This is a genomic window from Xanthobacter lutulentifluminis (genome assembly GCF_043194675.2).
Classification (GTDB): domain Bacteria; phylum Pseudomonadota; class Alphaproteobacteria; order Rhizobiales; family Xanthobacteraceae; genus Xanthobacter.
In genome coordinates, this window is record NZ_CM195525.1 from 1,528,608 (window position 1) to 1,554,456 (window position 25,849).

25 protein-coding genes are annotated in these 25,849 nt (G+C 65.4%); 12 read left to right on the forward strand and 13 right to left on the reverse strand.

The features are described 5' to 3' along the window. The first annotated feature begins 501 nt into the window (after positions 1-501). Complete coding sequence (locus tag V5F49_RS06865) at positions 502-2,052, forward strand: arylsulfatase (RefSeq protein ID WP_394118394.1); 1,551 nt, start codon at positions 502-504, stop codon at positions 2,050-2,052. Between the two features lie 140 nt (positions 2,053-2,192). Here the strand turns inward: V5F49_RS06865 and V5F49_RS06870 are convergent, their stop codons facing one another. The 10 genes from V5F49_RS06870 to V5F49_RS06915 form a co-directional block, all read right to left on the reverse strand. Further along, positions 2,193-2,357, reverse strand: coding sequence for a hypothetical protein (locus V5F49_RS06870; protein WP_394118395.1), 165 nt, complete (start codon positions 2,355-2,357; stop codon positions 2,193-2,195). 674 nt (positions 2,358-3,031) lie between these two features. Then, positions 3,032-4,078: a tartrate dehydrogenase gene (locus V5F49_RS06875; protein WP_394118396.1), complete on the reverse strand. Its 1,047-nt coding sequence runs from the start codon at positions 4,076-4,078 to the stop codon at positions 3,032-3,034. 69 nt (positions 4,079-4,147) lie between these two features. After that, positions 4,148-5,086: a ketopantoate reductase family protein gene (locus V5F49_RS06880; protein WP_394118397.1), complete on the reverse strand. Its 939-nt coding sequence runs from the start codon at positions 5,084-5,086 to the stop codon at positions 4,148-4,150. A 34-nt stretch (positions 5,087-5,120) separates the two neighbouring features. Next, positions 5,121-5,825 (reverse strand): ABC transporter ATP-binding protein, encoded by a 705-nt coding sequence (locus V5F49_RS06885; protein ID WP_445329381.1) that lies wholly within the window; start codon positions 5,823-5,825, stop codon positions 5,121-5,123. Further along, entirely contained in the window at positions 5,818-7,587 is a 1,770-nt protein-coding gene (locus V5F49_RS06890) for a branched-chain amino acid ABC transporter ATP-binding protein/permease (RefSeq protein WP_394118398.1), read from the reverse strand. Before V5F49_RS06890 ends, V5F49_RS06885 begins: the two co-directional genes overlap by 8 nt. Then, positions 7,584-8,450: a branched-chain amino acid ABC transporter permease gene (locus V5F49_RS06895; protein WP_394118399.1), complete on the reverse strand. Its 867-nt coding sequence runs from the start codon at positions 8,448-8,450 to the stop codon at positions 7,584-7,586. Before V5F49_RS06895 ends, V5F49_RS06890 begins: the two co-directional genes overlap by 4 nt. A 27-nt stretch (positions 8,451-8,477) precedes the next feature. Next, positions 8,478-9,710 (reverse strand): ABC transporter substrate-binding protein, encoded by a 1,233-nt coding sequence (locus tag V5F49_RS06900; protein WP_394118400.1) that lies wholly within the window; start codon positions 9,708-9,710, stop codon positions 8,478-8,480. A 50-nt stretch (positions 9,711-9,760) separates the two neighbouring features. Next, a complete protein-coding gene (locus V5F49_RS06905; RefSeq protein WP_394118401.1) occupies positions 9,761-10,177 on the reverse strand; it encodes a RidA family protein in 417 nt (138 codons plus the stop codon). Positions 10,178-10,280: 103 nt separating this feature from the next. Continuing rightward, the gene (locus tag V5F49_RS06910; protein WP_394118402.1) at positions 10,281-11,294 is read right to left on the reverse strand and encodes a nitrilase-related carbon-nitrogen hydrolase; all 1,014 of its coding nucleotides are present in this window, start codon (positions 11,292-11,294) and stop codon (positions 10,281-10,283) included. A gap of 128 nt (positions 11,295-11,422) precedes the next feature. Further along, on the reverse strand, positions 11,423-12,331 hold the full coding sequence (locus V5F49_RS06915) for a LysR family transcriptional regulator (RefSeq protein WP_394118403.1): 909 nt from the start codon (positions 12,329-12,331) through the stop codon (positions 11,423-11,425). A 1,051-nt stretch (positions 12,332-13,382) separates the two neighbouring features. Between V5F49_RS06915 and tnpA the strand changes: the two genes are divergently transcribed. The 3 genes from tnpA to tnpB all read left to right on the forward strand — a co-directional run bounded on the left by tnpA (position 13,383) and on the right by tnpB (position 14,123). Continuing rightward, positions 13,383-13,502 (forward strand): IS66 family insertion sequence element accessory protein TnpA, encoded by a 120-nt coding sequence (gene tnpA / locus V5F49_RS06920; protein ID WP_394118404.1) that lies wholly within the window; start codon positions 13,383-13,385, stop codon positions 13,500-13,502. 28 nt (positions 13,503-13,530) lie between these two features. Continuing rightward, positions 13,531-13,788 carry a transposase gene (locus tag V5F49_RS06925; RefSeq protein ID WP_394118405.1) on the forward strand — a complete coding sequence of 86 codons (258 nt, stop codon included), beginning with the start codon at positions 13,531-13,533 and terminating at the stop codon, positions 13,786-13,788. Positions 13,789-13,865: 77 nt separating this feature from the next. Beyond that, the gene (tnpB, locus tag V5F49_RS06930) at positions 13,866-14,123 is read left to right on the forward strand and encodes an IS66 family insertion sequence element accessory protein TnpB (RefSeq protein ID WP_394118409.1); all 258 of its coding nucleotides are present in this window, start codon (positions 13,866-13,868) and stop codon (positions 14,121-14,123) included. On the opposite strand, the gene V5F49_RS06935 is transcribed toward tnpB, so the two are convergent. Together V5F49_RS06935 and V5F49_RS06940 are read right to left on the reverse strand one after the other, a co-directional pair. Further along, positions 14,073-14,969 (reverse strand): IclR family transcriptional regulator domain-containing protein, encoded by an 897-nt coding sequence (locus V5F49_RS06935; protein WP_509210755.1) that lies wholly within the window; start codon positions 14,967-14,969, stop codon positions 14,073-14,075. The genes tnpB and V5F49_RS06935 overlap by 51 nt on opposite strands. A 210-nt stretch (positions 14,970-15,179) precedes the next feature. Next, entirely contained in the window at positions 15,180-16,190 is a 1,011-nt protein-coding gene (locus V5F49_RS06940) for an MFS transporter (protein ID WP_509210756.1), read from the reverse strand. Between the two features lie 353 nt (positions 16,191-16,543). On the opposite strand from V5F49_RS06940, the gene V5F49_RS06945 reads away from it, so the two are divergent. The 3 genes from V5F49_RS06945 (at position 16,544) to V5F49_RS06955 (ending at position 19,415) form a co-directional block, all read left to right on the forward strand. After that, positions 16,544-17,380, forward strand: coding sequence for an ABC transporter ATP-binding protein (locus tag V5F49_RS06945; RefSeq protein ID WP_394118082.1), 837 nt, complete (start codon positions 16,544-16,546; stop codon positions 17,378-17,380). Positions 17,381-17,415: 35 nt separating this feature from the next. Then, positions 17,416-18,447: an ABC transporter substrate-binding protein gene (locus V5F49_RS06950; protein ID WP_394118081.1), complete on the forward strand. Its 1,032-nt coding sequence runs from the start codon at positions 17,416-17,418 to the stop codon at positions 18,445-18,447. A 122-nt stretch (positions 18,448-18,569) separates the two neighbouring features. Further along, on the forward strand, positions 18,570-19,415 hold the full coding sequence (locus tag V5F49_RS06955) for an ABC transporter permease (RefSeq protein ID WP_394118080.1): 846 nt from the start codon (positions 18,570-18,572) through the stop codon (positions 19,413-19,415). A gap of 202 nt (positions 19,416-19,617) precedes the next feature. Here the strand turns inward: V5F49_RS06955 and V5F49_RS06960 are convergent, their stop codons facing one another. Then, the gene (locus tag V5F49_RS06960) at positions 19,618-20,565 is read right to left on the reverse strand and encodes a LysR family transcriptional regulator (RefSeq protein WP_394118079.1); all 948 of its coding nucleotides are present in this window, start codon (positions 20,563-20,565) and stop codon (positions 19,618-19,620) included. 170 nt (positions 20,566-20,735) lie between these two features. Between V5F49_RS06960 and panB the strand changes: the two genes are divergently transcribed. From panB to V5F49_RS06985, 5 genes are all read left to right on the forward strand, one after another. Beyond that, positions 20,736-21,668: a 3-methyl-2-oxobutanoate hydroxymethyltransferase gene (gene panB / locus V5F49_RS06965; protein ID WP_394118078.1), complete on the forward strand. Its 933-nt coding sequence runs from the start codon at positions 20,736-20,738 to the stop codon at positions 21,666-21,668. A gap of 80 nt (positions 21,669-21,748) precedes the next feature. Beyond that, positions 21,749-22,627, forward strand: a complete 879-nt coding sequence (locus V5F49_RS06970; RefSeq protein ID WP_394118077.1) for a 3-methyl-2-oxobutanoate hydroxymethyltransferase — start codon at positions 21,749-21,751, stop codon at positions 22,625-22,627. A 5-nt stretch (positions 22,628-22,632) separates the two neighbouring features. Then, positions 22,633-23,499 carry a 3-methyl-2-oxobutanoate hydroxymethyltransferase gene (locus V5F49_RS06975; RefSeq protein ID WP_394118076.1) on the forward strand — a complete coding sequence of 289 codons (867 nt, stop codon included), beginning with the start codon at positions 22,633-22,635 and terminating at the stop codon, positions 23,497-23,499. An 82-nt stretch (positions 23,500-23,581) separates the two neighbouring features. Then, positions 23,582-25,243: a methylenetetrahydrofolate reductase C-terminal domain-containing protein gene (locus V5F49_RS06980; RefSeq protein WP_394118075.1), complete on the forward strand. Its 1,662-nt coding sequence runs from the start codon at positions 23,582-23,584 to the stop codon at positions 25,241-25,243. Between the two features lie 123 nt (positions 25,244-25,366). Then, positions 25,367-25,789 carry a dihydroneopterin aldolase gene (locus V5F49_RS06985; RefSeq protein WP_394118074.1) on the forward strand — a complete coding sequence of 141 codons (423 nt, stop codon included), beginning with the start codon at positions 25,367-25,369 and terminating at the stop codon, positions 25,787-25,789. The last annotated feature ends 60 nt before the right edge of the window (positions 25,790-25,849 follow it).

Sequence of the window (25,849 nt, forward strand, 5' to 3'; positions counted from 1 at the left end):
CAGCGCAATCAGGGGCGCGAGCAGCGCCGGGGTCGAGCGGACGGCGGCACGGCGCAAAATGAACGATCCGTGGCCCCATGGTCCTCGCTCAGACTGCGCCCTTCTTCGGGCGCGCCTTGCGGCAGCTCACGCGGCCGATGCCGGTCGATCTCGGCGGGGGGAGTGGTATTTCTGACCACGCTCCTGTGCGCGGTGCCGTTTCTGTTGCTTCCATGTAAGCTGGATTCGCATTTCGCAATTGCCCGCGCATGGCAAGAACCTGTCGAAATCGCCAGTCTCCCTCCTGCGACATCAATATTATACCTCAGCCCAGATCGCTAAAAACTGGCTTGCTTTTACATCTTTGCCACAGGATTCTTCCTCTGCACTGAGGCTGCGGCACCCCTCTCTTCCGGCGGGGACCGCGCGCAGGGCGTCATCGCGGCGTCTCTGGCGGTGTCTACACGTCGCATGCTTTCATAGGAGGCGAGGATGTGTATCCGAGGATTACTGGGAGCATTCATGCTCTCGGCGACCGCGACGATGACAGCCGTCACGCCGGCCGCCGCACAGCAGCAGCCAACCTCCAAGCCCAACATTCTCGTCATCTTCGGCGACGATATCGGGCAGACCAATCTGTCGACCTACAGCTTCGGCCTGATGGGCTACCGGACGCCGAATATTGACCGGATCGCCAACGAGGGCCTCAAGTTCACCGACTATTACGCCGAGCAGAGCTGCACGGCGGGACGCTCGACCTTCATCACCGGCCAGTCGACGTTGCGCACGGGCCTGTCGAAGGTCGGCCTGCCCGGCGCCGACGTCGGCCTCCAGGCCTCGGACGTCACCATGGCGTCCGCGCTGAAGGAGCTCGGCTACGCCACCGGCCAGTTCGGCAAGAACCACCTCGGCGACCGCGACGAGTTCCTGCCCACCGCGCACGGGTTCGACGAATTCTTCGGCAACCTTTATCACCTCAATGCGGAGGAGGAGCCGGAGAACTTCAACTATCCGCAGGATCCCTCCTTCCGCAAGCAGTTCGGCCCGCGCGGCGTCATCAGGAGCTCGGCGGACGGCAAGATCGAGGACACCGGAGCGCTGACGCGCAAGCGCATGGAGACGGTGGACGACGAGACATCGAAGGCGGCGATCGACTTCATCGACCGCCAGGTGGCGGCCAAGAAGCCCTTCTTCGTGTGGATGAACACCACCCGGATGCACTTCCGCACCCATGTCCGCTCCGAGAACCGCAGCAAGCCGGGCCTCACCGCGTTGACCGAATATGCCGACGGCATGATCGAGACCGACAAGGTGATCGGCACGATCCTCGACAAGATCGACCAGCTCAAGCTGGCCGACAACACCATCGTCATCTACACCACCGACAACGGCCCTCACCAGAACTCGTGGCCGGATGCCGGCACGACGCCGTTCCGCAGCGAGAAGAACACCAATTGGGAAGGCGCGTTCCGCGTTCCGGCCCTCATCCGCTGGCCGGGGCGCATCCAGCCCGGCGCCGTCGCCAACGGCATCTTCTCCGGCCTGGACTGGTTTCCCACCCTGCTCGCCGCGGCGGGAGACACGACCATCAAGGAACGGCTCCTCAAGGGCACGACCATCGCCGGCAAGCAATACAAGAACCACCTCGACGGCTATAACCAGATCGACTACCTGACCGGCAAGAGCGACAAGAGCGCCCGCAAGGAGTTCGTCTACTTCAACGACGATGGCGAGATCGTGGCGATGCGCTACGAGAACTGGAAGCTCGTCTTCTCCGAGCAGCGCGCCACGGGCACCCTGCGGATCTGGGCCGAGCCGTTCACCCGGCTGCGCGTGCCCAAGATCTTCGACCTGCGGTCCGATCCTTACGAGCGGGCCGACCTGACCTCCAACACCTATTACGACTGGATGCTCGACCGGGCCTACCTGCTGGTGCCGGCTCAGGTGGAGGTGGCGAAATTTCTCAGCACCTTCAAGGAGTTCCCACCCGCGCAGCGCCCCGCCAGCTTCTCGATCGACCAGATTCAGGAGCAGATCAAGGCGCAGTTCAGCAACGCCGGCGGCGGCCAGTAGGCGCCTGCAGGGCGGCAAGCCGATCACGCCCCGGTGCCTGTCGAGGTGCCGGGGCGTTTTCGCGTCGAACCCGGCGAATGCATCGGATGGAGCAATAATCGCGCGGCGGTTTCCTCTCCCCCGCCGGGCGACGCGGGCTTTCAGCGCAAAGCGGGCACGGAGGCGGAGACGCCCGGACGCGGAAGCGTCCGTCCTGAAACGGCGTTGCGGGCGCGCTCCATGGCGCCGGAGCGCTGGGCTTGGGTCAGCGCCAGGACCCGCAGGTCGACGTCGCCGGGCGTGGTGGACAAAACGGCGCGGGTCACGGCTACACTGTCCTGCGCCCGACCGAGGGATTGAAGCGCCACCGCATAGACACAGGCAAACGGGCGTTGCCCGGTGCCAGATCGTCGGCACGCCTCAGCTCATTGGGGGCCTCGCCATAATGCTTCCGGCGGACGCACCCGAGGCACGAGGCATGCCTTGGAGCGGAGGCATCGAACAGGCCGCTCGATCTCGGCACGAACCACCGCATGGTCGGCCTCGGCTTGGATGGAGCTGCCTCCCTATCGGCCCCCTCAGAACAGCTTTGCGCTTAGGGCATCGACCCGGTCGTGCTCGGCATATGCGCCGACGATCTGCACGAACGCGATCCCAAAGGAACTGCACGAGGTGCGTTGATGGAGCGGCAGGCAGCCGATATTAACTGAATGTCCCTGATACACTAATGTATTATATTGATATTTGGCGAAGAATTGTATGTAAACACATTGGAACTATCATTTTATATTACGTCAAATTTTATGGACACCGAAAGCGATCGCCTCGATTCTTACACCACCCGCGCCACGCTCCTGTTTCTCCGCTCGATCATAGCTCATGCGCCCTCGGTGGGGAGACGCTCATATGAGGCATGTCGGTTCAATGCTGGCCCTGGCCGTGTGCGGTTGCCAGTCTGGCGCGGATCCCGGGCGCCCGCGGGGTCGGTCCTCGCCTTCGATCACGCGGTGACGGCGTTCCGCACTGCCGTGGCGATCTCTCCGGTGCGATGGCGTCCCGGCCGGGCGCCCACACCGCGGCCGGTGACGGTTTCGACGGCGCGGAGCACTGCCGCCCCTGCGGCCGCCTCTCCGATATGCTCCAGCATCATGGCGCCAGACCAGATGGCGGCGATGGGATTGGCTATGCCCTTGCCGGCGATGTCCGGGGCCGAGCCGTGCACCGGCTCGAACATGGAAGGAGCAGAGCGGTCCGGGCAGATGTTGGCGGACGCCGCATAGCCGAGCCCGCCCTGGATCGCCGCCCCGAGGTCGGTGAGGATGTCGCCGAACAGGTTGGACGCCACCACCACGTCGAGGCTTTCCGCCGCGATCACCATTCTTGCCGCCATGGCGTCGATGTGCATGTGGCTGACCGTGACGTCCGGATAGTCGGCGGCCACCGTGCGGGTCATCTCGTCCCAGAACACCATTGAATATTTCTGGGCATTGGACTTGGTGACGGACGTCACATGCTTCCGGCGCCCGCGCGCCTGCTCGAAGGCAAAGCGCAGGATCCGCTCGACGCCCGCACGGGTGAAGACCGAGGTCTCGACCGCGACCTCGTTCGCCGTGCCCTGGTGGACGCGCCCGCCCGCCCCCGAATATTCGCCCTCGGTGTTCTCGCGAATGCAGAGGATGTCGAACCCGGCCGATCTCAGCGGCCCCTCGACCCCCGGCAGCAGGCGGTGCGGGCGGATGTTGGCGTACTGGTTGAAGACCTTGCGGATCGGCAGGAGAAGGCCGTGCAGGGACACCGCGTCCGGCACCGTCGCCGGCCAGCCCACGGCGCCGAGGAAGATGGCGTCGAAGCCGCGCAGGCGGTCGATGCCGCCGGCCGGCATCATCTCGCCGTGCTCCAGATAATACTTGCACGACCAGGGAAAGGTTTCTGCGTCGAGGCCGAAGCCGAACCGCTGGCCGGCCGCGTCGAGGACAGTCATCGCGGCCTCGACGACATCGACGCCGACCCCGTCGCCGGGGATGAGGGCAATGGAATAGCGCTTCATCTTTCTTGCTCCAAGGCCGCTGCCACCGGAATGCCGGGGCCGGCCTGCCGCAGCCGGTCCCGGGGATGTTCAGGCCGCTCGGGCACGGCGATTCTCATAGGCTTTCAGGTGGGTGTAGGCGAGCGCCAGTTCCGGGCTCGCGATGCCGCTGCGGCGCGCCCTGTCGAGCACATAGCCCACGATATGATCCCCCTCGATGCGCCGTCCCTGCTGGATGTCGCGAAGCATCGAGGTCTCATAGGCCGACGTCGGATCGGCGAAGAGCGCCCGGTAGGTGGTGATGAAGCTCTCGCTTGGCGGGAAGCCCTCCTTGGTAGCGATGGCGCACACCGCATCCAGCAGATCGGAGAACTGCCGCGCCCCGTCCGGGGCGCGGATGATCTCGCCCACGCTCGCCCGCATCAGGCAGGTCATGGCCGCCGCCGTCGCCAGATGCGCCAGCTTCTCCCACATGCGGTGGCGGATGTCGGTGACGGCTTCCGCCTCCACCCCCACGGTCCCTGCGAAGGCGGCCTTGAGGGCCTTGACCCGCGGGCTGAAGGTGCCGTCCTGCTCGCCGAACACGATGAAGCGCCAGTCGTTCAGCTGGCGGATGGTGCCGTCCGGCGCCACCGCGGCCTGGATCTTCGCCAGCCCGCCGAGCACCCGCTCCGCGCCGAACGTGCCGTTCAGCGTTTCGAGATGGGCGACGCCGTTGAGGAGCGGGAGAACCGCGGTGCCAGGCCCGACGGCCGGCCGGATGTCCTCGATGGCGGCATCGAGGTCGTAGGCCTTGCTGGCGATGATCACCACGTCGAAGGTCTCATCCAGCGTGTCGGCGCGAACGGTCCGGACCGGGATCCGCGCGGCGCCGAACGGGCTTTCGATCTTCAGCCCGTCGCGTGCGAGGATCTCCTGCCGGGGCGCGCGGACCAGATAGGTCACGTCCTCGCCCTTCTCGGCGAGGCGCCCGCCGAAATAGCCGCCGATGCCGCCCGCGCCGAGCACGAGAATGCGCAGCTTCTCCAATGTCGTATCCTTCCTGATCGAATGTGATGCGCGGTCAGAGGCCGAGATAGGCTTCGCGCACCGCGGCGCTGTCGCGCAGCTCGGCGGCGGAGCCGGCCACCGCGACGTTGCCGTTCTCCAGCACATAGCCCCGGTCGATGCAGTCGAGCGCGAGCGCCACGTTCTGCTCCACGAGAAGGATGGCGATCCCCTCGCGGCGGATTGCGGCCACCGTGCGATAGACCTCCTGCACCACGATGGGCGCGAGCCCGAGCGAGGGCTCGTCGAGGATCAGCAACTGCGGGCGCAGCATCAGCGCCCGGCCGATGGCCACCATCTGCTGCTCGCCGCCGGAGAGGGTCCCGGCCATCTGCATCCTGCGTTCGCCGAGACGCGGAAACAGATCGTAGATCCGCTCCAGTGACTGGGCGCGATGCGGCCGGCTGTCGGGGGTGAGCGCCCCGACCATCAGATTCTCCTCCACGGTCATGCGCTTGAAGATCTGGCGTCCTTCCGGGACGTGGGCCACGCCCAGCGCGGGGATCTCGTCGGCCCGCATCTTCCCGGTGGAGCGCCCCTGCCAGCGGATCTCGCCGACCTTCGGCTGGACCAGGCGGGAGATGGCGCGCGCCAGCGTGGTCTTGCCGGCGCGGTTGGCGCCCAGCACGCCGACGCATTCGTGGCGGTCGATGCCGAGCGAGATGCCGCGCAGCGCGGTCACCCGGCCATAGGTCACGCAGAGGTCGGAAACTTCAAGCAACATCGCGATGCTCCCCACCGAGATAGGATTCGATCACCTTGGGATGGCGCGCGACCTCTTGGGGGCGGCCTTCGGCAATCTTCATCCCGTGGTCCATGGCGACGATGCGGTCGGCCACCGCCATCACGGCGCGCATGTTGTGCTCCACCACGATGATGGACATGCCGGAGGCGCGCAGGCGCCGGATCATGTCGAGTGCGACGTCGGTCTCCTGCGGCGTCAGGCCGGCCATGGCCTCGTCGAGCAGCAGCACCTTCGGCCGCGTGGTGACGGCACGGGCGATCTCCAGACGCAGCCGGTCCACGGTGTTGAGCTCACCGGCGGTCGGGGCGAGGTCCGCGGCAAGGCCGACCAGCCCCAGGGCCTCGAGACCCAGAGACCGCGCCTGAGCCAGCGTCGGACAGCGCAGCAGCCCCGCGACCACCACATTGTCGAGGATCGACATGTCCTCGAACAAAGCGGTGTTCTGGAAGGTCTTCACCACGCCGAGCCGGGCCACCTCGTGGGCGGCGAGGCCGGTGAGGCGGGTGCCCTGAAGGCTCACGCTGCCGCGGGTGGGCTGGTCGAGCCCGGCCAGCAGGGTGAAAGTGGTGCTCTTGCCGGCACCGTTGGGGCCGATGAGGCCGAGGATCTCGGCCCTGTCGAGGGTGAAGCTCAGGTCGTTCACGGCGGTGAGGCCGCCAAACTGCCGGCTGAGTCCCTCCACCACCAGCAGGGGACCGGGTGCTGTGTCCGCCGTGGAGAGCGGGACAGCAGCGGGGGAGACCTGCGGCTCCGCTCCGGGGACGAGCTTCTTCACGAAGCTGAGGAGGCCGTTGGGCTTCACCAGAATGAGGGCGATCAGGACGGCGCCGTAGATGAGCCGGCTGAGTGCCGCGGAATCGCCGGTGAAGGTGGCGTTTGCCCATTCGTCGAGCGGCACCAGGATCAGCGCCCCGACAAAGGGGCCCCAGATCAGGCCGATGCCGCCGAGGATGGTCATCATCGCCACCTTGATGGACAGCGTCCAGAAGCCGAACACCGTGTCCGGGTCGATGAAGAACTGGAACTGGGCGTAGAAGGTGCCGAAGGCTGCCATCAGCCCGCCGCTCCAGGCGTTGGCGACGAGCTTGGCGCGGGTGGTATCCACCCCGCTCGCCTCGGCGGCCTCGGGGCTGTTCTTGAGCGCCCGCAGCCGGTAGCCCAGCGGGCCGCGGTCAAAGCCGTAGCTCACCGCGATGGCGAAGGCGAACATGGCCAGGGCGATATAGTAATAGGGCCGGCTCCCCTGAAACTGAAATGCCCAGAAGCTGGCGTCGGGCAGATAGGGCACGGACAGTCCGACCGGGCCGCCGGTCAGCCCCGTGAAGTAGAGTGCAAGGATGCGAAGCAGCTCTACCGCCGCCAGCGTTGCGAGCGTGTAGTAGTGGCCACGCAGATGCATGGTCGGAATGCCGATGACGAGGCTGGCGAGGATGCCGATCAGCACCGCGACGACCATGCCGGCCCACGGGCTCAGTCCGTAGTGGATGAAGAGCAGCGTCGAGGCATAGGCGCCGAGGCCGAAGAAGGCGGCATGGCCCATGGAGATGAGGTTGGCGAAGCCGCCCACCAGGTTCCAGGCGGTCGCTGCGCCGGCGAACAGGATCGCCACGGTGAGGATGCGCAGGTTGTAGCCGTCGCCCTCCATGACGAGGCCGAGGCCGACGAGGACGACGGCGGTTGCGAGGATGCACAGGCCCTCTGCGCGCGAGACGGCGAGGCCGCGGAGAAAGCCGGTCATGCCTTCGCTCCCAGGAGGCCGGAGGGACGGATCAGCAAGGTGCCGAGGAAGATGGCGAACACCACCACGTTCTGAAGCTGCGTCGGCAGGAACACCGCGCTGACCGAGTGGATGATGCCGACCACCAGGCCGCCAGCCAGCGCGCCGGACACGCTGCCCAGCCCGCCGAGCGTGACGACGGTGAACATCACCAGCGAGTAGTTGTGGCCGACATTCGGGAAGACATAGGCGTAGGGCAGGATCACCGCGCCGGCGACGCCCGCAAGCGCGGTGCCGAGGCCGAAGGCGATCATGTAGATGCGCGACGGATTGATGCCCATGAGCTGGGCCGCCATGCGGTTCTGCGAGGTGGCGCGCATGGCGCGGCCCATGTCGGTGCGCTCCAGGAACGCCCACAGGAGCCCGGCCATCACCGCCGAGGCCAGGAAGGCGAGGAGGTAGGGCACCGAGACCTGCAGCCAGCCGAAATGCAGCGCCGCGGTCTGGTAGGGCGTCGCCACGCTGAGGAAGGTGGCGCCGAACAGCAGTTGCGCGCCCGCCACCAGCACAAACGAGATGCCGACCGTGAGGAAGATCTGCGACACCATCGGCGCGTGCAGCACCGGCTGGATGAGGAAGCGCTGCACCCCCGCCCCAAACGCGAACACCGCGAGAAAGACGATGGGGACCGCAGCGATGGGGTCGAGCCCCAGCGCCGCGAACACCGCATAAGCGATGTACATGCCCAGCATCACGAATTCCGACTGGGCGAAGTTGACGATCTCCATGACGCCGAACACCAGCGCCAGGCCGACCGCGAGGACCGCATACACACCCCCGATCAGGATGCCGTTCACGATCGCTTGGAGGATCTGCTCCGTCATGAAGATCGTCCCGCCTTCACATGCCGTTCAGGGCCAGATGACCGAGCGGGTGGCATCCTGCTTGGGCCAGACGGTGAAGAGCTCGCCGTCCTGCCACTGCACGAGGATGGGATGGGCGCGGGAGTTGAGACCGGTCTCGTCGAATTTCGCGCCGCCGCCGGGCATGCCGTTCACCGGAGCGGTGGTGACGTCGAGGGTGCGCAGGACGGGGCCGAGCTCGGCGGGCTTCGTGGTCTTGCCCTTGCTCATGGCCTCCGCCACCACATAGACGAGCGCGCTGTGCTCGAAGGCGTCGTGGGTCATGAAGGTGCCGTACTTCTTGCGGTACGCCTCGCCGAACTCGCCGTAATGGTCATAGTTGGCGTAGACGGTGCTCATCACCCCGTTGGCGAGCGGTCCGAGGGCCTCCTTGAATTCGGGGATCACGTAGCCGGCGGCGGCGCCGACGATCGGCATGGTGAGGCCGGCCTGGCGCATGCCGCGCACCAGCAGCACCGCATCGGAGAAATAGGACACGCCCAGCACCACGTCCGGATTGCCGGCACGGATCTTCTGGATCAACGGCATCACATCATTGATGCCCTGCGGATAGGCTTCCGAGAGAGCGACATCCATGCCGATCTCCTTCGCCCGCTTCAGGAGCCCGGCGGCGGTGGACTGGCCATAGGCGGTGTCCTCGTACACCACGGCGATCTTCTTGATATCCTTGCCGTTGGCCTTGGCGAGGGCGATGGTGTCGTCCAGCTGCGCCGCGCCGTAGACCGAGGCGCGGGTGGTGATCTGGAAATAGTTCTTGAATCCGCGGGTGGTCAGCGTGTCCGAGGTGGCCATGCCCAGCAGCGGAGTGCGGTTGCGCTCGGCGACTTCGCTTGCGGCGATGGTGAGCGAGCTGGCGAAGCAGCAGATGATGGCCGAGACGCGATCACGCGAGATGATGCGCTGCGCCACCGAGGCCGCGGTGGTGGGATCGCTGGCCGCGTCCGCCACCACCAGCTCGATCTTGGCGCCGTCGAGGCCCGCGATGCCGCCCGCCGCATTGATGCGTTCCACCGCCAGCTCGATGGCACGCAGGGAGTTCTGGCCGAACGGCGCCTGGCCGCCGGTGAGCGGCATGATGACGCCGAGCTTCACCGGATCGGCGGCCTGAGCGGCCGGGCCCGAGAGGAGACAGGTCGCCGCCAGCGCGGCGGCGGCAAGGCGCTTGGCAATGGAGGGCCGAGCGCTCGCCGTTGCGGCTGCGCCATGGGTCACGTGTGGCATGGATAAACCCCTCTGTTTTGTCTGGTTTTCGGTTTTGTTTTTTTCGTCCGTCAGCCGAGGGCGACGGCTTCGATCTCGATATCGGCGGCGAACGGCCAGGAGCCGACCGCAACGAAGGTGCGGGCGGGCGGCGCTGCGGCGAACATCTCGCGATAGACGGTGTTCACCTGCTCGAAATAGCCGGCATTGGTGCAGTAGACGGTGACCTTGAGGACCTTGTCGACGCTGCTGCCGGCTGCCTCCAGCGCCGCCGCGACATTGCTCAGCACCTGTCGGGTCTGAACACGTATGTCACCCTCCACCATGGCCCCGGTCGCCGGGTCGATGGGCGGAAGGCCGGAGACGAAGACGAGGCCGCCGCCGCGCGTGACGATGGACAGGGGAATGCCGCGTGCGCGGATCGCGTCGGAAAGGCCTGGCACCTCCGGACACTGCTTCTCGGAGGACGTTGTCTCGGGCGGGGTCATGGTCTCTCCTTGCGGGACAGGGCATGGGGCATCGCTTCCGCGCAGAACTTGCGTGGAGCGGAACGGCAGGATCGGAATGGAAAATGCGTCGGCGCCAGCGGGCTCAGACCGGCTCGGCGGGTGCCACTTCCGGCACGGGCGCGGGCGGGGCAGGCGTGAACGTCACCGCCACCCGCATCTCCTGGCGAACGGTGAGGGAGAGCACGTCCGGTCGCGCGTAATGGCCGACGGGGTCGAAATCAAACTTGGCCCGCACGATCTCCCTGAGGTCGATCTCGGCCGTAAGCAGCGCTTCTCCCTCGAAATCCGGTCCCGCCAGCACCCGTCCCATGGGATCGACGATGCAGGAGCCGCCGCGCGAGAACACGGTGCTGGGGTCGTCGCCGAGGTGCGAGGGGTAGGTGGCGGGATAGTCCGAGCGCCGGCAGAACTGGTTGGCCGAGAGCACGAAGCAACGCCCCTCCATGGCGATGTGGCGCATGGTCGGCAGCCAGGTCTCGCGGCCGTCGGCAGTGGGGGCGCAATAAAGCTCCACGCCCTTGCCGTACATGGCCGCGCGGAGCAGAGGCATGTAGTTTTCCCAGCAGATCACCGACCCGAGGCGACCGAGCGGCGTCTCGTAGACCGGCAAGGTCGAGCCGTCGCCATATCCCCAGATGAGCCGCTCCGAGCCGGTGGGCATGAGCTTGCGATGCTTGCCGAGATAGGTTCCGTCCGCCGCGAAGGACAGAACAGTGCAGTAAAGCGTGCCTCCGTCGCGCTCGATCACGCCGATGACGAGCTGCAGCCCGCTGGCGCGGGCTATGGCGGACAGCCGTTCCACCGCCGGGCCGGGAACCTCGATTGCGCTTTCCCAATAGAGCCGGAACTGTTCCCGTCCTTCCGGCGTGCGCGCGCCCACATAGGCGCCGAAATCGAGGCCGCGCGGATAAGCGGAGATGAAGGCCTCCGGAAACACCGCCAGCGCTGCGCCGGCGCGGGCGGCGTCAGTGGCGAGGTCCGCTGTCTTGTCGAGGGTGCGCGCGACATCGAAGGACACCGGCGCCGCTTGCACCACCGCCGCTGTGAACGGGGCTGGAACCTTGGGATGAAAGGGGGATACGGCCGGCGGCGACATGAGGAAGCTCCTTCGGCGCAATGACGAGACCATCGGGCGGAAGGATCATCTGGCGAGGCGAGCGTTCGCGGAAGACGAAAGAATCGAACCTAGCGTTGCCGTATTGGCAACACTATGCACACTGGCGCTCAATTCATCGCAGGAGCGGCGAAGGTATCGAAAGCCGCCAGCATGCGTTGCAGCACCGTCTCGGCAGCGAGGGAGATCAGTCGTTCCTTGTGCACGCAGATGGCGATGGCGGATGTTTCGAACTCCGGACTGTCGACCCTGATCGCGCACAATGTCCCCGCGATGACGTCGCGCCGTACCGCGAACAGCGGCACGAGACTGACCCCCAGGCCGTCGCGCGCGAATGTCTTGGAGAATTCGACCGAGTTGATGATGAGCGTGGGCTTGACCTCGATGTGCGCCGCTTTCACAGCCTGGTCGAAGAGCACGCGCACAGTGTATTCCGGCGACTGAAGGCAGAGCGGCCCCGCCTCCAGCTCGTGCAGCGCCACGGCCTCGCGGCGGCTGAACGGGTGGTCGGGCGCGGCGATGAGGCGGATGGGGTGAGTGACCTCCCGCAGCACTGCGACGTCCGGATGGGGTTCCGGCTGGAAAATGATGCCGATATCGCACCGGTCCTGGGCGAGGGCATCAAGGCTCGAGCGGGAGCCGGCCACGCTGACCTCATATGTGATACCTGGAAACTCCCGCCTGAGCTCTGCGATGAGCTGAAAGACGAAATCCTGCACCGCCCCTTCGGCGGTGTTGATCTTCACGTGGCCGCGCCGGAGCGACTGCAGGTCGTCGATCTCGGAGCGCATGCGCTCGAAGCCGCGCATGGTGGTGCGGGCATGGCGCAGCACCACCTCGCCGAAGGCGGTCAGCTTCATCCCGCCGGCGTGGCGGTCGAACAGGGGCACGCCCAGCTCATGCTCCAGATTTGCGATCTGCCGGCTCAATGCGGAAGGAGCGATGTGCAGGACCTCCGCTGCGCGACGCAGGGAGCCAAGCTCAGCGACTTCGATCAGATACTTCAGTTCGGTTTGCATCGGCCTATCCCCGCGAAGCGGGCAGGCTGGCTGAAGACTCTCGGGCGGGCAACTTTCCCGCGCCGCGAGCGCTCCACATAACAGCGCGCTCCGGCGGCGGTCCCGAGCACCGCCACAAGCGCTCCGGCGTTGACGGACCCGATCGCCGGGATCGCCGAAAACGACGGGCGAGCGCCTTCTCGTGTGCCATCGCCGGCGACCGCAGATGCTGCCCTTGGCCGTCCTTCAGCTTGCCGCAGGCCGCGAGCATGGCGCTGCCCATGAGCCAACCACCGCCGCGCCGGCGGTACACGGCGGGCATGGCATAGAGCTGCGTCAACGCCCGGCTCGCTGCTGGTGGTCGCCACCACCGCCGGCAGGGGGGCGGGAGAATATCGCCTGGGACATCGTGGAGGATGCGCGCCAGGTGGCGGCCGGGCGCGATGGCCTCAATTCGCGGCCGGCAACGCGCAGACGCCACGCTGAGGCGTCCTGAGCGTTCGCAATCGCAGGCCCGGCCATCTCACCACCGGACGTGCGCGAGCAGGCCGGCACGCGAAATCGCTGACGGCTTCGACCAGATGCAGCAGGGGGCGCTATGACGCCAGCGCATTGCGGGGGCAATGCTGACTCGAGCCCTGTAAGGCGCCGCAACCGGCTGGCGCTCATCAGTGCCAAATCATTGAAAACTGGCGGATAATGCAGTCGACAGCGAACCCGTCTCTGCTGGAATTCCCTGCTCCGGCGGGAATTTGCAGGGAATTTCGCCGATTTTGGGCACCCTTCGGGATTTTCAACGCACCTATCACATTGAAAATAGGCTATTTTTTGCGAATTCCCTACACATCGTAGCAGGGAAAATTTCTCCCGGATCAGGGAATTTTGGGGAGGCTTGCAGGGAAAGTGTAAGCGTCGCGGGAATGCACACTTGTCTGGGACGCGCCGGACACGATCTGTTCTCGCTCTCTGATATTCAGGTGAAGGAGAGCGGTAAGGCGGATGAGCATTGACCGTGGCAGCGGCAGCGTGAAGCCTTTTAGCGGGCCACCACGAGGTATGGACGCGTAGCGACTTGAACCAGCGGGAATATTGCGCGGCGCACGGCATCCCGTCGAAGAGCTTCGGTAACTGGCGGGCGAGGTTCAAGGCCGAGCCACAGCCGAAGGTGCGGCGGCGTAAGTCACACCCTTAGTCACCCCTTTAGTCACACCCCAAGTCACATGACTTATCCCTCCTCCGTAGGGCCGGTCGTGCCGCCGCCGCACGAGGGCTATCGGCGCAGGTTCACCGAGGCGGACAAGCATCGGATCCTCGGGGAGGCGGCCCAGCCCGGCGCGAGCCTGGCCCAGATCGCGCGCCGTCATGGCATCGCCGGGCGCGTTCTGTGCCGGTGGAAGCAGGAGCTGGCGTCACCGACGATGTTCGTCACCCTGGAAATCACTGATGAGACCACGCCCGCCGAGGAGCCTGTGTCATGACGCTGCTTCCTGCGGGTGTGAAGGTGCATCTGGCGCTCGGTTACATTGACATGCACAAGGGCATGGATGGCCTTGCGATGCTGGTCCAGGGGGTGCTCGGCCAGGATCCGTTCTCGGGGCATCTCTTCGTATTCCGAGGTCGCGCCAGGGCCAACCTCATCAAGATCGTCTATTGGGACGGCACCCGGCTGTGTCATTCACCAAGCGGCTCGAGCAAGGGGTCTTCCTATGAACGACACTTATTTCGGACCCGTGGTACAATAGCTATTCCTGCCCTCCGAAGTTTAGGTGGGGTAGTCCGCCCTATGCCGCATCGCCGTCTTTGTAGAGCCTAGTTTTGGCGAACCACCATAGAACAGGGCCGAAGCCGCTTTGGCTGCAGCATCGACCTTCCGATGAAGGCCGCGCAGCCGCTCCATCTCGTCCGAATTACGGGGAATAAAGCAGCCTAGAGATCCAACCACGGCGCCCCATGGATCGCGGATCGCCAGGGCCAGCGCGCTCACGCCGGGCCGATATTCGCCATCCTCGATGGCAAAGCCATGCCGGCGGACCAGCCGGAGGCTCTCGATCAGCTCGCCGAGGGAATCGATCGTCCGCTCGGTGAACACCAGCAGGCCGTGCTCCGCCACCACGCGGGCAATCTCCGCCTCGGGCAGCCAGGCGAGGATCGCCTTGCCGAGCGCGGTCGCATGGCAGGCGCGCCCCACATCCTCCCGGTAGCCATTGAATGAGATGCCGCCGGGCGCCTCCACCTCCACGGCCAGCTCCAGGCGGTGCGGGTGAGGCTTGCCATCGCGGTGCTCGCGCCGGTCTCGCGCGCGAGGTCCTTGAGCACGCCGCGCCGGATGTCGAAGTCGGCGCTCTCCCGATGGGCGAGCTCGGCGAGCTTGGGCCCGAGATAGTAGAATTTGGGATGGGCGTTGCGCCGGACGAAGCCGCGCTTCACCAGGGAATTGAGAGTAGCAGGTGGGCGCCTTCAGGCCGACGGCGGCCGCCACGTCCTGCAGCCGGCGCGGCTCCCGCGCGGACGCGATGTATTCGAGGATGGAGAGGGCCCGATCCACCGACTGGATGGTGATCGTCTCATCCTCCTTCGCCTGGAGCACGCCAGGCGCCGATACGGGCGCCGGAACGGGCGCGCTATCGTTCACCACCACCTGCGTCATCTCGCTCGTCACGTCGGACGGCTCGATCCGGGGCTCCCGGGGGGGGGGGGGGGGGGGGGGGGGGCGAGAGGTCGGGCGGGTCGGCATGGAGGGTCTCGCTGCTCCGGATGCCGCAGCCCCTGTCCGGCCTGCGGCGCTCTGTCAGAAGGTGCACCGATCAGACGCGATGGCAAGCTGATCGCGCCCCGCGTTCCGTCCGGGAGCCGGCGCGCGGTTCCCGGGTCAGGATTGCGCCTCATGGGCCGGCGGGGCGCAGGTGGTGGCATTGATGAGCAGGGCCAGGAGGCAGAGCAGTCCGCCCGCGCCGCACACCGCCAGCCATCCGCCATGGGTCCAGGCGAGGCCGCCGATGACGGTGCCCAGCGCGCCGCCGGCGAAGCGCATCACCATGTAGACCGTGTTGAGCCGGCTCGCCGCGCCGCGGTCCAAGGCGAGGATGGTGGACATGCTGGAGACGTGGCTCATCTGCATGCCGAGATCGAGCACCGCCACCGCGGGGATCATCCACAATACGGAGTGGCTGGAAGCGGAGAACAGCGGAAAGGCGGCGGCCATGAGGGTTCCGCTCAGGACCAGCACGGCGCGCAGCGAGAAGCGGCGTGTGATTCCCGCCGCCGACATGGCGCCGATGACGCCGATGGCGCCCACCAAGGCGAACGATCCCGCCGTCTTGGACGAATAGTGCTCCGGCATGGCGGCGAGATGGAAGGTGAGGGTGGACCAGAAGAGGCTGAAGGCGCCGAACTGGAGCGACGCCGCAAGCGACAAGGAGCGCAGCCGGCCGAACTTGCGCAGCAGGCCGGGGAGGCTGGAGAGCAGGCTCAGATTGGAGCCCGTATGGGCGGGCTGGAGGGGCGGCAGGGCCCGGCGCAGCACGACCATGAGGGCGATCATCACCCCGGCCGCCAGCATGAAGACCTGCCGCCAGCCGATGAGGGCGCCGAGCCAGCCGCCCACGAAGCGCGACAGCACGATGCCCAGCAGAAGCCCGCCCATGACATGGCCGACCGCCTGGGGCGCGGAGGCGGGCGGAACGATCTGGCTGACGATGGGTGGGAGGATCTGCGGCACGATGCTGGTGAGGCCGATGGAAAAGCCGGCCGCCAGCAGCAGTGGGAAGGTCTGGGCCTGGCAGAAGACGAGCAGCATGGCCGCCGAAAGCACCAGCATGATCGAGATCAGCTTGCGCCGGTCCACCTGATCGCCGAGGGGCAGGATCAGCAGCAGGCCCAAGGCGTAACAGATGTTAAGTATCCCATAGATAGAGATTTCTACAAATACCATCAGAAGACGTAGACATGCGATAAACTCCAACTCCGGTCATGCTAGAAGCCAATGACATGATGGGGATTGGCTATCGATTCGGCTCTTCACCGTTCCACACTGCGACGCAGCAACGGTCTGGAAGCGTTGCGGCACCCGTCCACGCGTTGCAGAATATGCATCGAAATCATGGAAAGATTGCATTGGACGAATTGTGACGGGGTCCATTAGCCTCCAGTGACTGCTGGACTTTAAAATCACGAATTACCGCCAAGAACGATAACTAATCTCGAAAATGGCGGAGACCCTAGGGAGGTGTGAACGTGGATACGATTCCAGTCGTCACTCAATTCTCGCCGGAATGCGCCGCTGTCCCCGACAAGCTTGTCTTCCGGGGAGTGTCGAAGACCTACGCATCGAAGAACGCGACCCGGGAGCCGACGCTGGCCATTTCGTCGCTGGACCTTCGGATCGGCGACGCCGAGGTGTTCTCCATTCTGGGGCCCACTGGATGCGGTAAATCGACTGCGCTCAACATGATCGCCGGCTTCGAGTTCCCCAGCTCAGGGGCCGTCCTGCTGGACGACCAGGTTGTCATCGGTCCGGGTCCCGAGCGTGCAGTGGTTTTCCAGCACCCCTCGCTATTTCCCTGGCTTACGGTATTTCAAAACATCACACTCGGCGTCAAATGCCGCGGCATGGCCAAGCAGGAGTATACGTCCCGCGCCATGCACCTCCTCGAGGCCGTGGAACTCAAGGGCTTCCAGAACCACTACCCCTACCAGCTCTCCGGCGGTATGCAGCAGCGCGTGCAGATCGCCCGCGCGCTGATCTCCGAGCCCAAGATCCTGCTCATGGACGAGCCGTTCGGCGCGCTTGACTCCCAGACCCGCCTGCTGATGCAGAAGCTGGTGCTGCGGCTGTGGGTCGAGTTCAAGCCCACCATCATCTTCATCACCCACGACGTGGCGGAAGCGGTCTTCGTGTCGGATCGCGTCGTTGTGATGACCCGGCGCCCCGGGCGCCTGAAGACCACCGTCGAGATCGACGAGCCGAAGCCTCGCACCGAGGATTTCATCAGCACGCCAGCCTTCGTCTCGCTTCAGAGGGAGCTGCTGAGTGCCCTGCAGGAGGAGGTTCAAGGCTCGAGAACGCAATGAGGCCCAAAAAATAATTGGCCTAACGGGAGGAAAAGATGAAGAAGATAACGTCAGCGTTATTGCTTTGCCTTCTCGCGATCTTCGCCGCGCCGAAGGGCGCCACGGCCCAAGGTCCGCAGAAGCTCATTCCCATCAACTACGGCGGCCCCAGCGCCGGTTACTTCACGCTCTATGTCGCCGATGAGCTGGGCCTCTTCAAGAAGCACGGCCTCGACCCGAAGTTCTTTTGGTTCAACAGCGGCGCGCCGCTTCTGGCTGCCCTGAAGAGCCAGAGCATCGACGTGATCACGACCGGCCTCGCCACGGTCTTCGCGCTCGACCAGAAGATCCCCTTGACGATCATCTTCTGGGAGCTGGACAACGCGCAAGGCGAAGGCCTCGCCGTGTCGAGCGACAGCAAGGTGAAGAGCTTCAAGGATCTCGCCCAGGCCCGCGCCATCGGCGCCGCGACGGGCACCTGCGGCCAGGTGAACGTGGCGCTCATCGCCCGCACGCTCGGTATCGAGTACAACTCGCTCAATGTGGTGAACCTCGCTCCGCCGCTCTACGCCAATGCCTTCAAGGGTGGCGCCATCGATGCCGCACTGGGCTGGGCACCCCACTCGCTCATGCTCGAGAATGCCGGTTACAAGATCATCAACTGGGATCCCGACTACGGCGGCGTCTGCCCGAGCGTGACCAGCGTCCGCAGTGACTTCCTGGCGAAAAACCCGGACGTGGGCTACCGCCTCGCCTTGGTCAACAAGGAAGTGCGCGAGATCATCGCCAAGAATCCTCAGCTTGCCATCGATTCGCTCAAGAAGACTCTAAGCCTGTCCGATGATCTGGCGAAGAAGTTCTACGAGAAGCACTGCTGCGGCAAACTGCCCTCGTTCGAGGAGCAGCTGTCGCCCACCAGCCCCTATTCGCTGACCGCGACGGACGGCGGCCTGACCAAACAGCTCTTCACCGCCGGCGAGATGCTGCACGCAACCGGGACCATCCGCAACCCGCTCTCCATGGAGACCATCCGCAAGTCGATCGATCCTTCGTACATTCAGAAGGTGGTGCAGGATGGGAAGACGTGATCATGCAGAAGCACGCCCCCGCATCCCCGTCATTCGCGTCCGCGACACCCACAGGCATAGGGCAACAGATGTCCGCAGCTCCTCCACCCGCTTCCATCACGAACCAAGGCTTGGTGCAGAAGATGCCGGCATCCTCCTCCGCCACCAAGACCGGTATGGGTCCGGGACTGCAGGCCCCCGCCCCCCGGGCGTCTGCTTTCGGCGGCGGTCTTCCGGACTCGGCCTACTCCGCCATCGCCATCGGTGTGCTTGTGGTGGTGTGGTTCGCGGTCACGAACCTCGGCTTGGTGGGGAGCGACTACCTGCCGAGCCCCCAGCTCCTCGTGTCCAACTTCGTGGATCTGGTCCAGAACGGATACAAGGGCATCCCGCTGTGGAACCACATCGGCATCAGCCTGTTCCGTACTCTGAGCGGGTTCGCGCTCGGCGTGCTCCTGGGCATCCCGGTCGGCCTCATCACCGGCTATTCGCGGATCGGCAATGCCATGGTGTCCCCCATCATGGCGTTCATCCGACCGATCCCGCCCATCGCCTTCATTCCCATGGCGGTGCTGTATTTCGGCCTGGGTGAATTGGGCAAGGTGGTGCTGATCTTCTTCACCGCCTTCAACTATGCCCACGTGAACGCCCATGCCGGCGCGGCCAATGTGCCGATCGCCTATCTGCGCGCGGCCCAGTCCCTGGGGCTCACCCGCCTGCAGACCTTCTGGCGGGTGGTGACGCCGGCCGCCATCCCGCAGATCTTCACCGGACTCAAAGTAGCACTGGCACTGAGCTGGGCCGTCGTGGTGGCCGCGGAGTTGGTGGGCGCGCAAAGCGGCCTCGGCTTCATGATCTCGGACGCCGCGCTGCTGTTCCAGATCCCGGTAGTGTTCATCGGCATCATGCTGATTGGTGCCATCGGCCTGCTCCTGAATGCCGGGCTGAGCACGCTGGAGCACTCCATCGTCCACTGGAAGGGCCGCTAAATCCTTCCCAGTCCGCGGCGCGAAGGAACCGTCCCCCGTCGACTGCACTCGACCGCCTCAGGGTGCAGAATCGGCAAAGCGAGCCAAGCCTCACGGACGCCTCGAGGAAGGACCGCAAGGTCCTTCCTTTTTTCGCGGAGCTGAAAATTCCTTGGCCAGCGCAGCGATCGCGTCGCCGCGCTGGCCAACATTGGTTCTGAACTCAACGTTTGCGTGGTCGAGCCGGGACGTTCGCTCCGTCCGCCTCGCCATCGACGGTCTCGCGCTTCTCGAGTTCCGCCACCACCTGCTGGGCAATCTTGATAACCGCCGTCACCGCCGCCGATTGCGTGCGATTGCGTAGGGTAATGATGCCGTAATGGGTCTGTTGGCGGAAATCCCGCACTTTCAGCTCTATGAGAAGGCTACGCTCAGACGACGGGGCAACAAGGATCATGTCACTCTGATGCGCCACCTCTTCGACCACCAGGAGGTTATCGCATTCGAGAGCGAAGAGCTTCGCGGGGTCGCGTCCCTCACCGAACTGATGGCTCAGCTGGGTCATGGCAGTCTGCGGATGCTTGACGGACGCGAGAGGAAATTCGAGGAGGTCATCGATACTGACAGAGGTCTTGTCCAAAAGCGGATGACCCGGACGGCAGAAGCATCGCACGCGCAGGCGCGGCAGCGGCGTGATCGACAGGAACGACACGTTCTGGATGTCGCGCGTATCCGCAATGATGAAGTCGAAGCGCTCCGCCTGGAGCAGCTCCACAAGATTCTGCCAATGACTGACGTCGACCCGCAGGCATAGATTCGGATAGAGCCGCGCGGTCTGCGCGATCATGTCCACGAGGAGCGAGCCAGCGGGGAACGGACCGACGCCGAAATTCACCTCACCGAACTCGTTGTTCTTCATGAGGTTCATGTCGCGCCGCAGCTCTTTCTCCTCTGCCAGCATTTTGCGCGCGCGCTCCACCACGAGCTTGCCATAGGCCGTCAGATAGGGGCGTCGCTCAGAACGGTCGAACAGGAGCACACCGAGCTCCTCCTCAATCGCTTGGATGCTGCGGCTAAACGCTGGTTGGCTGAGATGGACGGCGGCAGCTGCGCGGGCAAAATTCGCAGTGTCGGCAAGCGCGACCACATTGCGGAGATGACGCAGGTTCATCGCATTTCCCATTGCATAAAACGCATCGACGCTAACAATAGAATGCATTGGACGCATTAAATTGTCCACGGCTAAAGTGCTCATGAATACGGCACCCACGGCACATCATTGTGCACTGCCGCATCTTCATGAATGGACAGTCATCGCTCTGTCCTGTCTGGGTCTAGACCATGCAATCACAGCGCAAACGTCAGCTGACACCCGATGCGATTAAGGCAAAGAAGGCGAAATGTGAGCCGATCACCCTGCTGACGGCTTATGATTACCCAATGGCGCGTGCCGCACATCTTTCCGAAATCGACATCATCTTCGCCAGCGATGCCTTCGCCATGGTGGGCCTCGGGCGTCCGACGACCACGTCGGTGACGGTGGATGAGGTGATCTACCACACCAAGGCGGTGCGGGCGGGCTCCGGCGCCAGCCTCGTGCTGGCCTCCCTGCCCTTCCTGTCCCACGGCACCCCTGAGGCCGCCCTTTCCAACGCCGGCCGGCTGATCCAGGAGGGCGGCGCCCATGCGGTCGAGATCGAAGGCGGCAGCGAGATCGCGCCCATGGTGGAGGCCCTGGTGCGCAACGGCATCGCCACCATCGCCCACATCGGCCTGACCAAGCAGATCATCGCCCGTACCGGATCCCATCGCAGCCAGGGAAGGGATATCCCCCGCGCGGTGGAGATCCTGAACGACGCGCTCACGCTCGAGAAGGCCGGCGCGTTCGCCCTGATCCTGGAATGCGTACCGGACCGCCTCGCCAAGGCCATCACGGCGGCGGTGTCCATTCCCACCATCGGCATCGGCGCCGGGCCCCATTGCGACGGCCAGGGCCTGGTGAGCCAGGATATGCTGGGGCTCTACGACCAGTTCTGCCCGAAGTTCGTGAAGCAGTATGCGGGCCTCCTCGAGGCCAGCACCGATGCGTTCGCGGCGTTCCGCGAGGAGGTCTCCGGCCGGACATTCCCGCCGCCGGAGAACACCACCAGCGTGGACGCGGCATGGGAGGCCGCCTTTCGGGAGGAGCTCGGCGAGCGCCCGGCGGCACCTTCCACCCCCACGAGCGCCCGGCCCGCGCCCCAGAGAAGTCGGAGCGCCCGGGCGACCACCTGAGGATTGCTACGGCACCGTCCGGACAGTCACGTCGGGCGAGCAAGGACACTGACAGTAAAGGGCATAGGGAGAAGTAAGAAATGGAAAAGAAGCGGACCAAGGTCACCATCAAGTCGCTTCATGCCAAGAAGCAGCGCAAGGAGGCGATCGTCGCCATCGGCGTCTATGACGCGCCCATGACCGCCATCGCCGAAGAAGTCGGCTTCGACATGCTCATCAATGGCAATGCCGGGCCTATGTCCCTGCTCGGCCATGCGACGCCCATGACGGTGCGCTTCGAGGAGCAGCTCATCCTCACCCAGGCGGTCAGCCGCGCCGCCAAGTACGGCATGGTGGTCGCGCACATGCCCTACATGACCTATCATGCGTCCAGCGCGGAGGCGATCCGCAATGCCGCACGGCTCATCGCCGAAGGCGGCGCCGACGCGGTGAAGTGCGAGGGCAACCGGCACACCGCCAAGGCGGTCGCCGACATCGTCAATGCCGGCATTCCGGTCATGGGCCATGTGGGCATGCAGGCGTCGCGCAAGCTCGAGCAGTCGGGCTTCGGCTTCAAGGGCCGCTCGGCCCAGGAGGCCGCCAAGATCGTCGACGACGCGCGCGCCTTCTATGAGGCCGGCGCCTTCGCCTTCATCCTCGAATACGTGCCGGTGGAGATCACGAGCTATCTGGCGGCCACCCTGCCGGTGCCGATCATCAGCGTCGGCGCCGGCCCCTCGCCGGACGGCATCTACCTCATCAGCGGCGACGCGGTGGGCTACAGCGCTTTCCCGCGGCCGAAGAACGAGGCGAGCTTCGTCGACGTGCGCCCCATGATTGCCCAGGGCCTCCAGGCCTACAAGGATCAGGTGCTCTCGAAGGCCTATCCGGACTCCGAGTTCACCCAGCACATGACCCAGGAAGAGCACGAGAAGTTCCTCGACATGGTCGAGGGTCGCCGGAAGACAGCCGCGGAGTGATCGCCATGTCGGATGCCAAGAGGCCAAAGCGCTCCAAGGTGACCGTCAAGTCGCTTCTCGAGAAGAAGCGGCGCGGCGAGCAACTGGTCTGCCTCGGGGTCTACGACGCCCCCATGGCCGCCATCGCAGACGAGATTGGATTTGATCTTCTGATCAACGGCAACGCCGGCCCGATGTCGCTTCTCGGGCATCCGACCCCCATGACGGTTCGCTTCGACGAGCAGCTCATCCTCACCCAGGCGGTGAGCCGCGTCGCCCGCTACGGAATGGTGGTGGGGCACTTGCCCTACATGACCTACACCCATGCGGGCGACGCCATCCGCACCGCCGGACGCCTCATCGCGGAAGGCGGCGCGGATGCAGTGAAGTGCGAGGGCAACCGCCACACCGCGAAGATCGTGGCGGAGGTGGTCAATGCCGGTATCTCCGTGATGGGGCACATCGGCATGCAGGCATCGCGCAAACTCGAGCAGTCCGGCTACGGCTTCAAGGGGCGCACAGCGGCGGAGGCGGCGAAGATCGTCGACGATGCACGCGCGTTCCGTGACGCCGGCGTGTTCGGCTTCATCATCGAGTACACGCCCGTCGAGATCACCGACTACCTTGCGGAGACCCTCGAAGTGCCGGTGGTGAGCGTCGGCGCCGGCCCGTCCCGCGACGGCATCTACATCGCGAGCAGCGATGTGGTCGGCTACAGCGCCTTCCCGCGGCCGAAGAACGAAGCGAGCTTCGTCGACATCCGCCCGGTGATCGCGCAAGGCCTCCAGACCTACAAGGACCACGTGCTTTCGGGCGCCTATCCGGGCCCGGAATTCATCCAGCACATGACGCAGCCGGAGCACGACGGCTTCCTGCGTCTCGTCGGCGCCTAGAGCGCCCGCTAGTCCCTGCGAACCCGCCGGCCCACCCCGGCCGGCGGGTGTCCGCTCCCTGCGCCCGGCTGAAAGGTCGATCATGCCCGCGACCAGCTACAAGAACCTGATCCGTGAAGCGATCGAGAACGAGATCTTTCTCTACACGCTCGAGTACGTGCCCGACATCAAGCCGGAGGACGGAGGCGACGAGGCGCTGCGCAAGCTGCGGCACATGGCCGGGCAGGTGGCGGGCGACCCACGGGTGCGCGGCTTCAACATCGGCGACCGGGTGAAGTCGCTGAACTCCTTCAGCACCGTGGACTGCGGGACGATCACCGCCGAGGCGAGCGGCAAGGTGCCCCTGCTCCATCTCGCCGGCAAGGACCGCCTGCCGTCCGAGGCGCGCGAGGTGTTCGCGTGCGCCGACAGCCTGGGCCTCACCAACTATCTCATTCTGACAGGCGACGGCGTCCATCAGCCAAGTCGGCCCGGCCGCGTGCGCTACCAGGACTCGGTCAACGCCATCGCCGATGCCAAGAAGACCCTTCCCCACTGCTTCGTGGCGGCGGCTGTGGCGCCGTTCAAGTACCGCGAAGAAGAGTTGATGAATCAGTACCTGAAGATGGTCAAGAAGATCAATGTGGGTGCCGATTACATCATCACGAACTGCGGCTGGGACATGGGCAAGTTCGAGGAGCTCATCTGGTATCGTGCCCAACGCGGGTTGAAGACCCCCATCGTCGCGAACCTGCTCCTGCCGCAATGGGGCTGGGCCAAGTCCATCCATGCGGGGCGCCTGCCCGGCGTGCACATGTCGGACGACCTGTTCGCCAAGCTGACCGAGGAGCGCAGCGCCCTGGGCAAGCAGGCGGCGGAGCGGCTCTATGCGCGCCTCGTGCTCCAGATCGTCGGCGTGAAGCTCATGGGCTATGCCGGCGTCCAGCTCAGCGGGGTGGACGACTACGAGTCGCTCTGCCGCGTCATCGAGGCCACCGAGGCGCTGGAAAAACAGATCACCACCCTCGAGGACTGGCGCCAGGCCTGGGACGAGATGCACACCCTCGCGGATGGCCGCATCGTTGATTTCGGCGCGCCCGGAGGCCTCTATCTGCAGCATCTGGCCGCGGGCGGGCCCGCCGCCGAGGCGCGGCGCGACATCCATCCCTCCGCCGAAGAGCTGCGCAAGTACAACGTGCTCAAGGCGACCCACGATCTCCTGTTCGATCCCGATGCCATCGGCACCCGCGTGATCGCGCCCCTGGTCAAGGCACTCGATGCGAGCCCGCTGACGCGCGACGCCCTGCGGGCGGTGGAGCACCGCTTCAAGACCTCGACGCTGGGCTGTGAGATGTGCGGCACCTGCCGCATCCCCTATCTCTCCTACATCTGCCCGGAGACCTGCCCCAAGGGTCTGGCCAACGGGCCATGTGCCGGGGTCCAGGACAATGTCTGCGAGTTCAAGGACCGCGAGTGCATTCACTCGCGCAAGTTCCGCCTGAGCAAGGAGGCGGGCACGCTGACGGACCTTGAGGAAGTCATCATCCCGGCGGTGGAAGGAACCCGCGAAACCTCATCCTGGGCGAACGAATACAACCACGTCACGCGCCCAGCCCCGCGCGTGCCTTCGCGGGCAGCCTGCGCCGTCGTCGCCCCGAATGTCACCGACTACTGCTTCGAGAAGGATAAGGGTCCCCGCGGCAGCGGCGAGAGCGCCATCGAGCGCGGCCCGAAAGTGCTGGAGGAGCGCTACGGCAAATGCTAGCGCCCCGCCCCCCGAGCGCGCCGCGAGAGACAAGAAGCAAGATCGCCGGCAGCTGAGCCGTGCCGGAAGAAGCCGGGGAAATGCTCTTCCGGCACGGCCTCAAGATCCTGGAGGAAGACGTCTATGCTTGACCGGAGCCTTGTTACTCGACCGCCGCACGCGGCAGCCGGCGCGCTCCCGCACGACCGGCAGTTCCTAATCCTGCGCGGCTTCAAGGTCGAGGCACTCATCGGCGTCTACAGCGCGGAGCGGCACGCGCCGCAGGCCCTCGATGTCCGGCTCGAGATCGAGATACCCGACAAGGGCGGCGGCTATTCAGACCGCCTTTCGGACACCATCGACTACGGCGCGATCGTCTACGCCATCCGCGAGGAGGCCAAGGAGAGCCGCTTCTTCCTCCTGGAGGCCCTGGCCGAGCAGCTGTGCAACCTCCTCTTCGCGCGATTCGAGGCGCTGTCGGTCCGCCTGGAGATGACGAAGACCGAGATCATCGATGGCGTGAAGGACGCCGGCATCCGACTGGAACGGCACGCACCTTCCTTTTGATGAGGCCGCGCCAAGGCGGCGAAGACCGTCCGGTAAGCCGTCACAGAGCGGCGCCGGCAC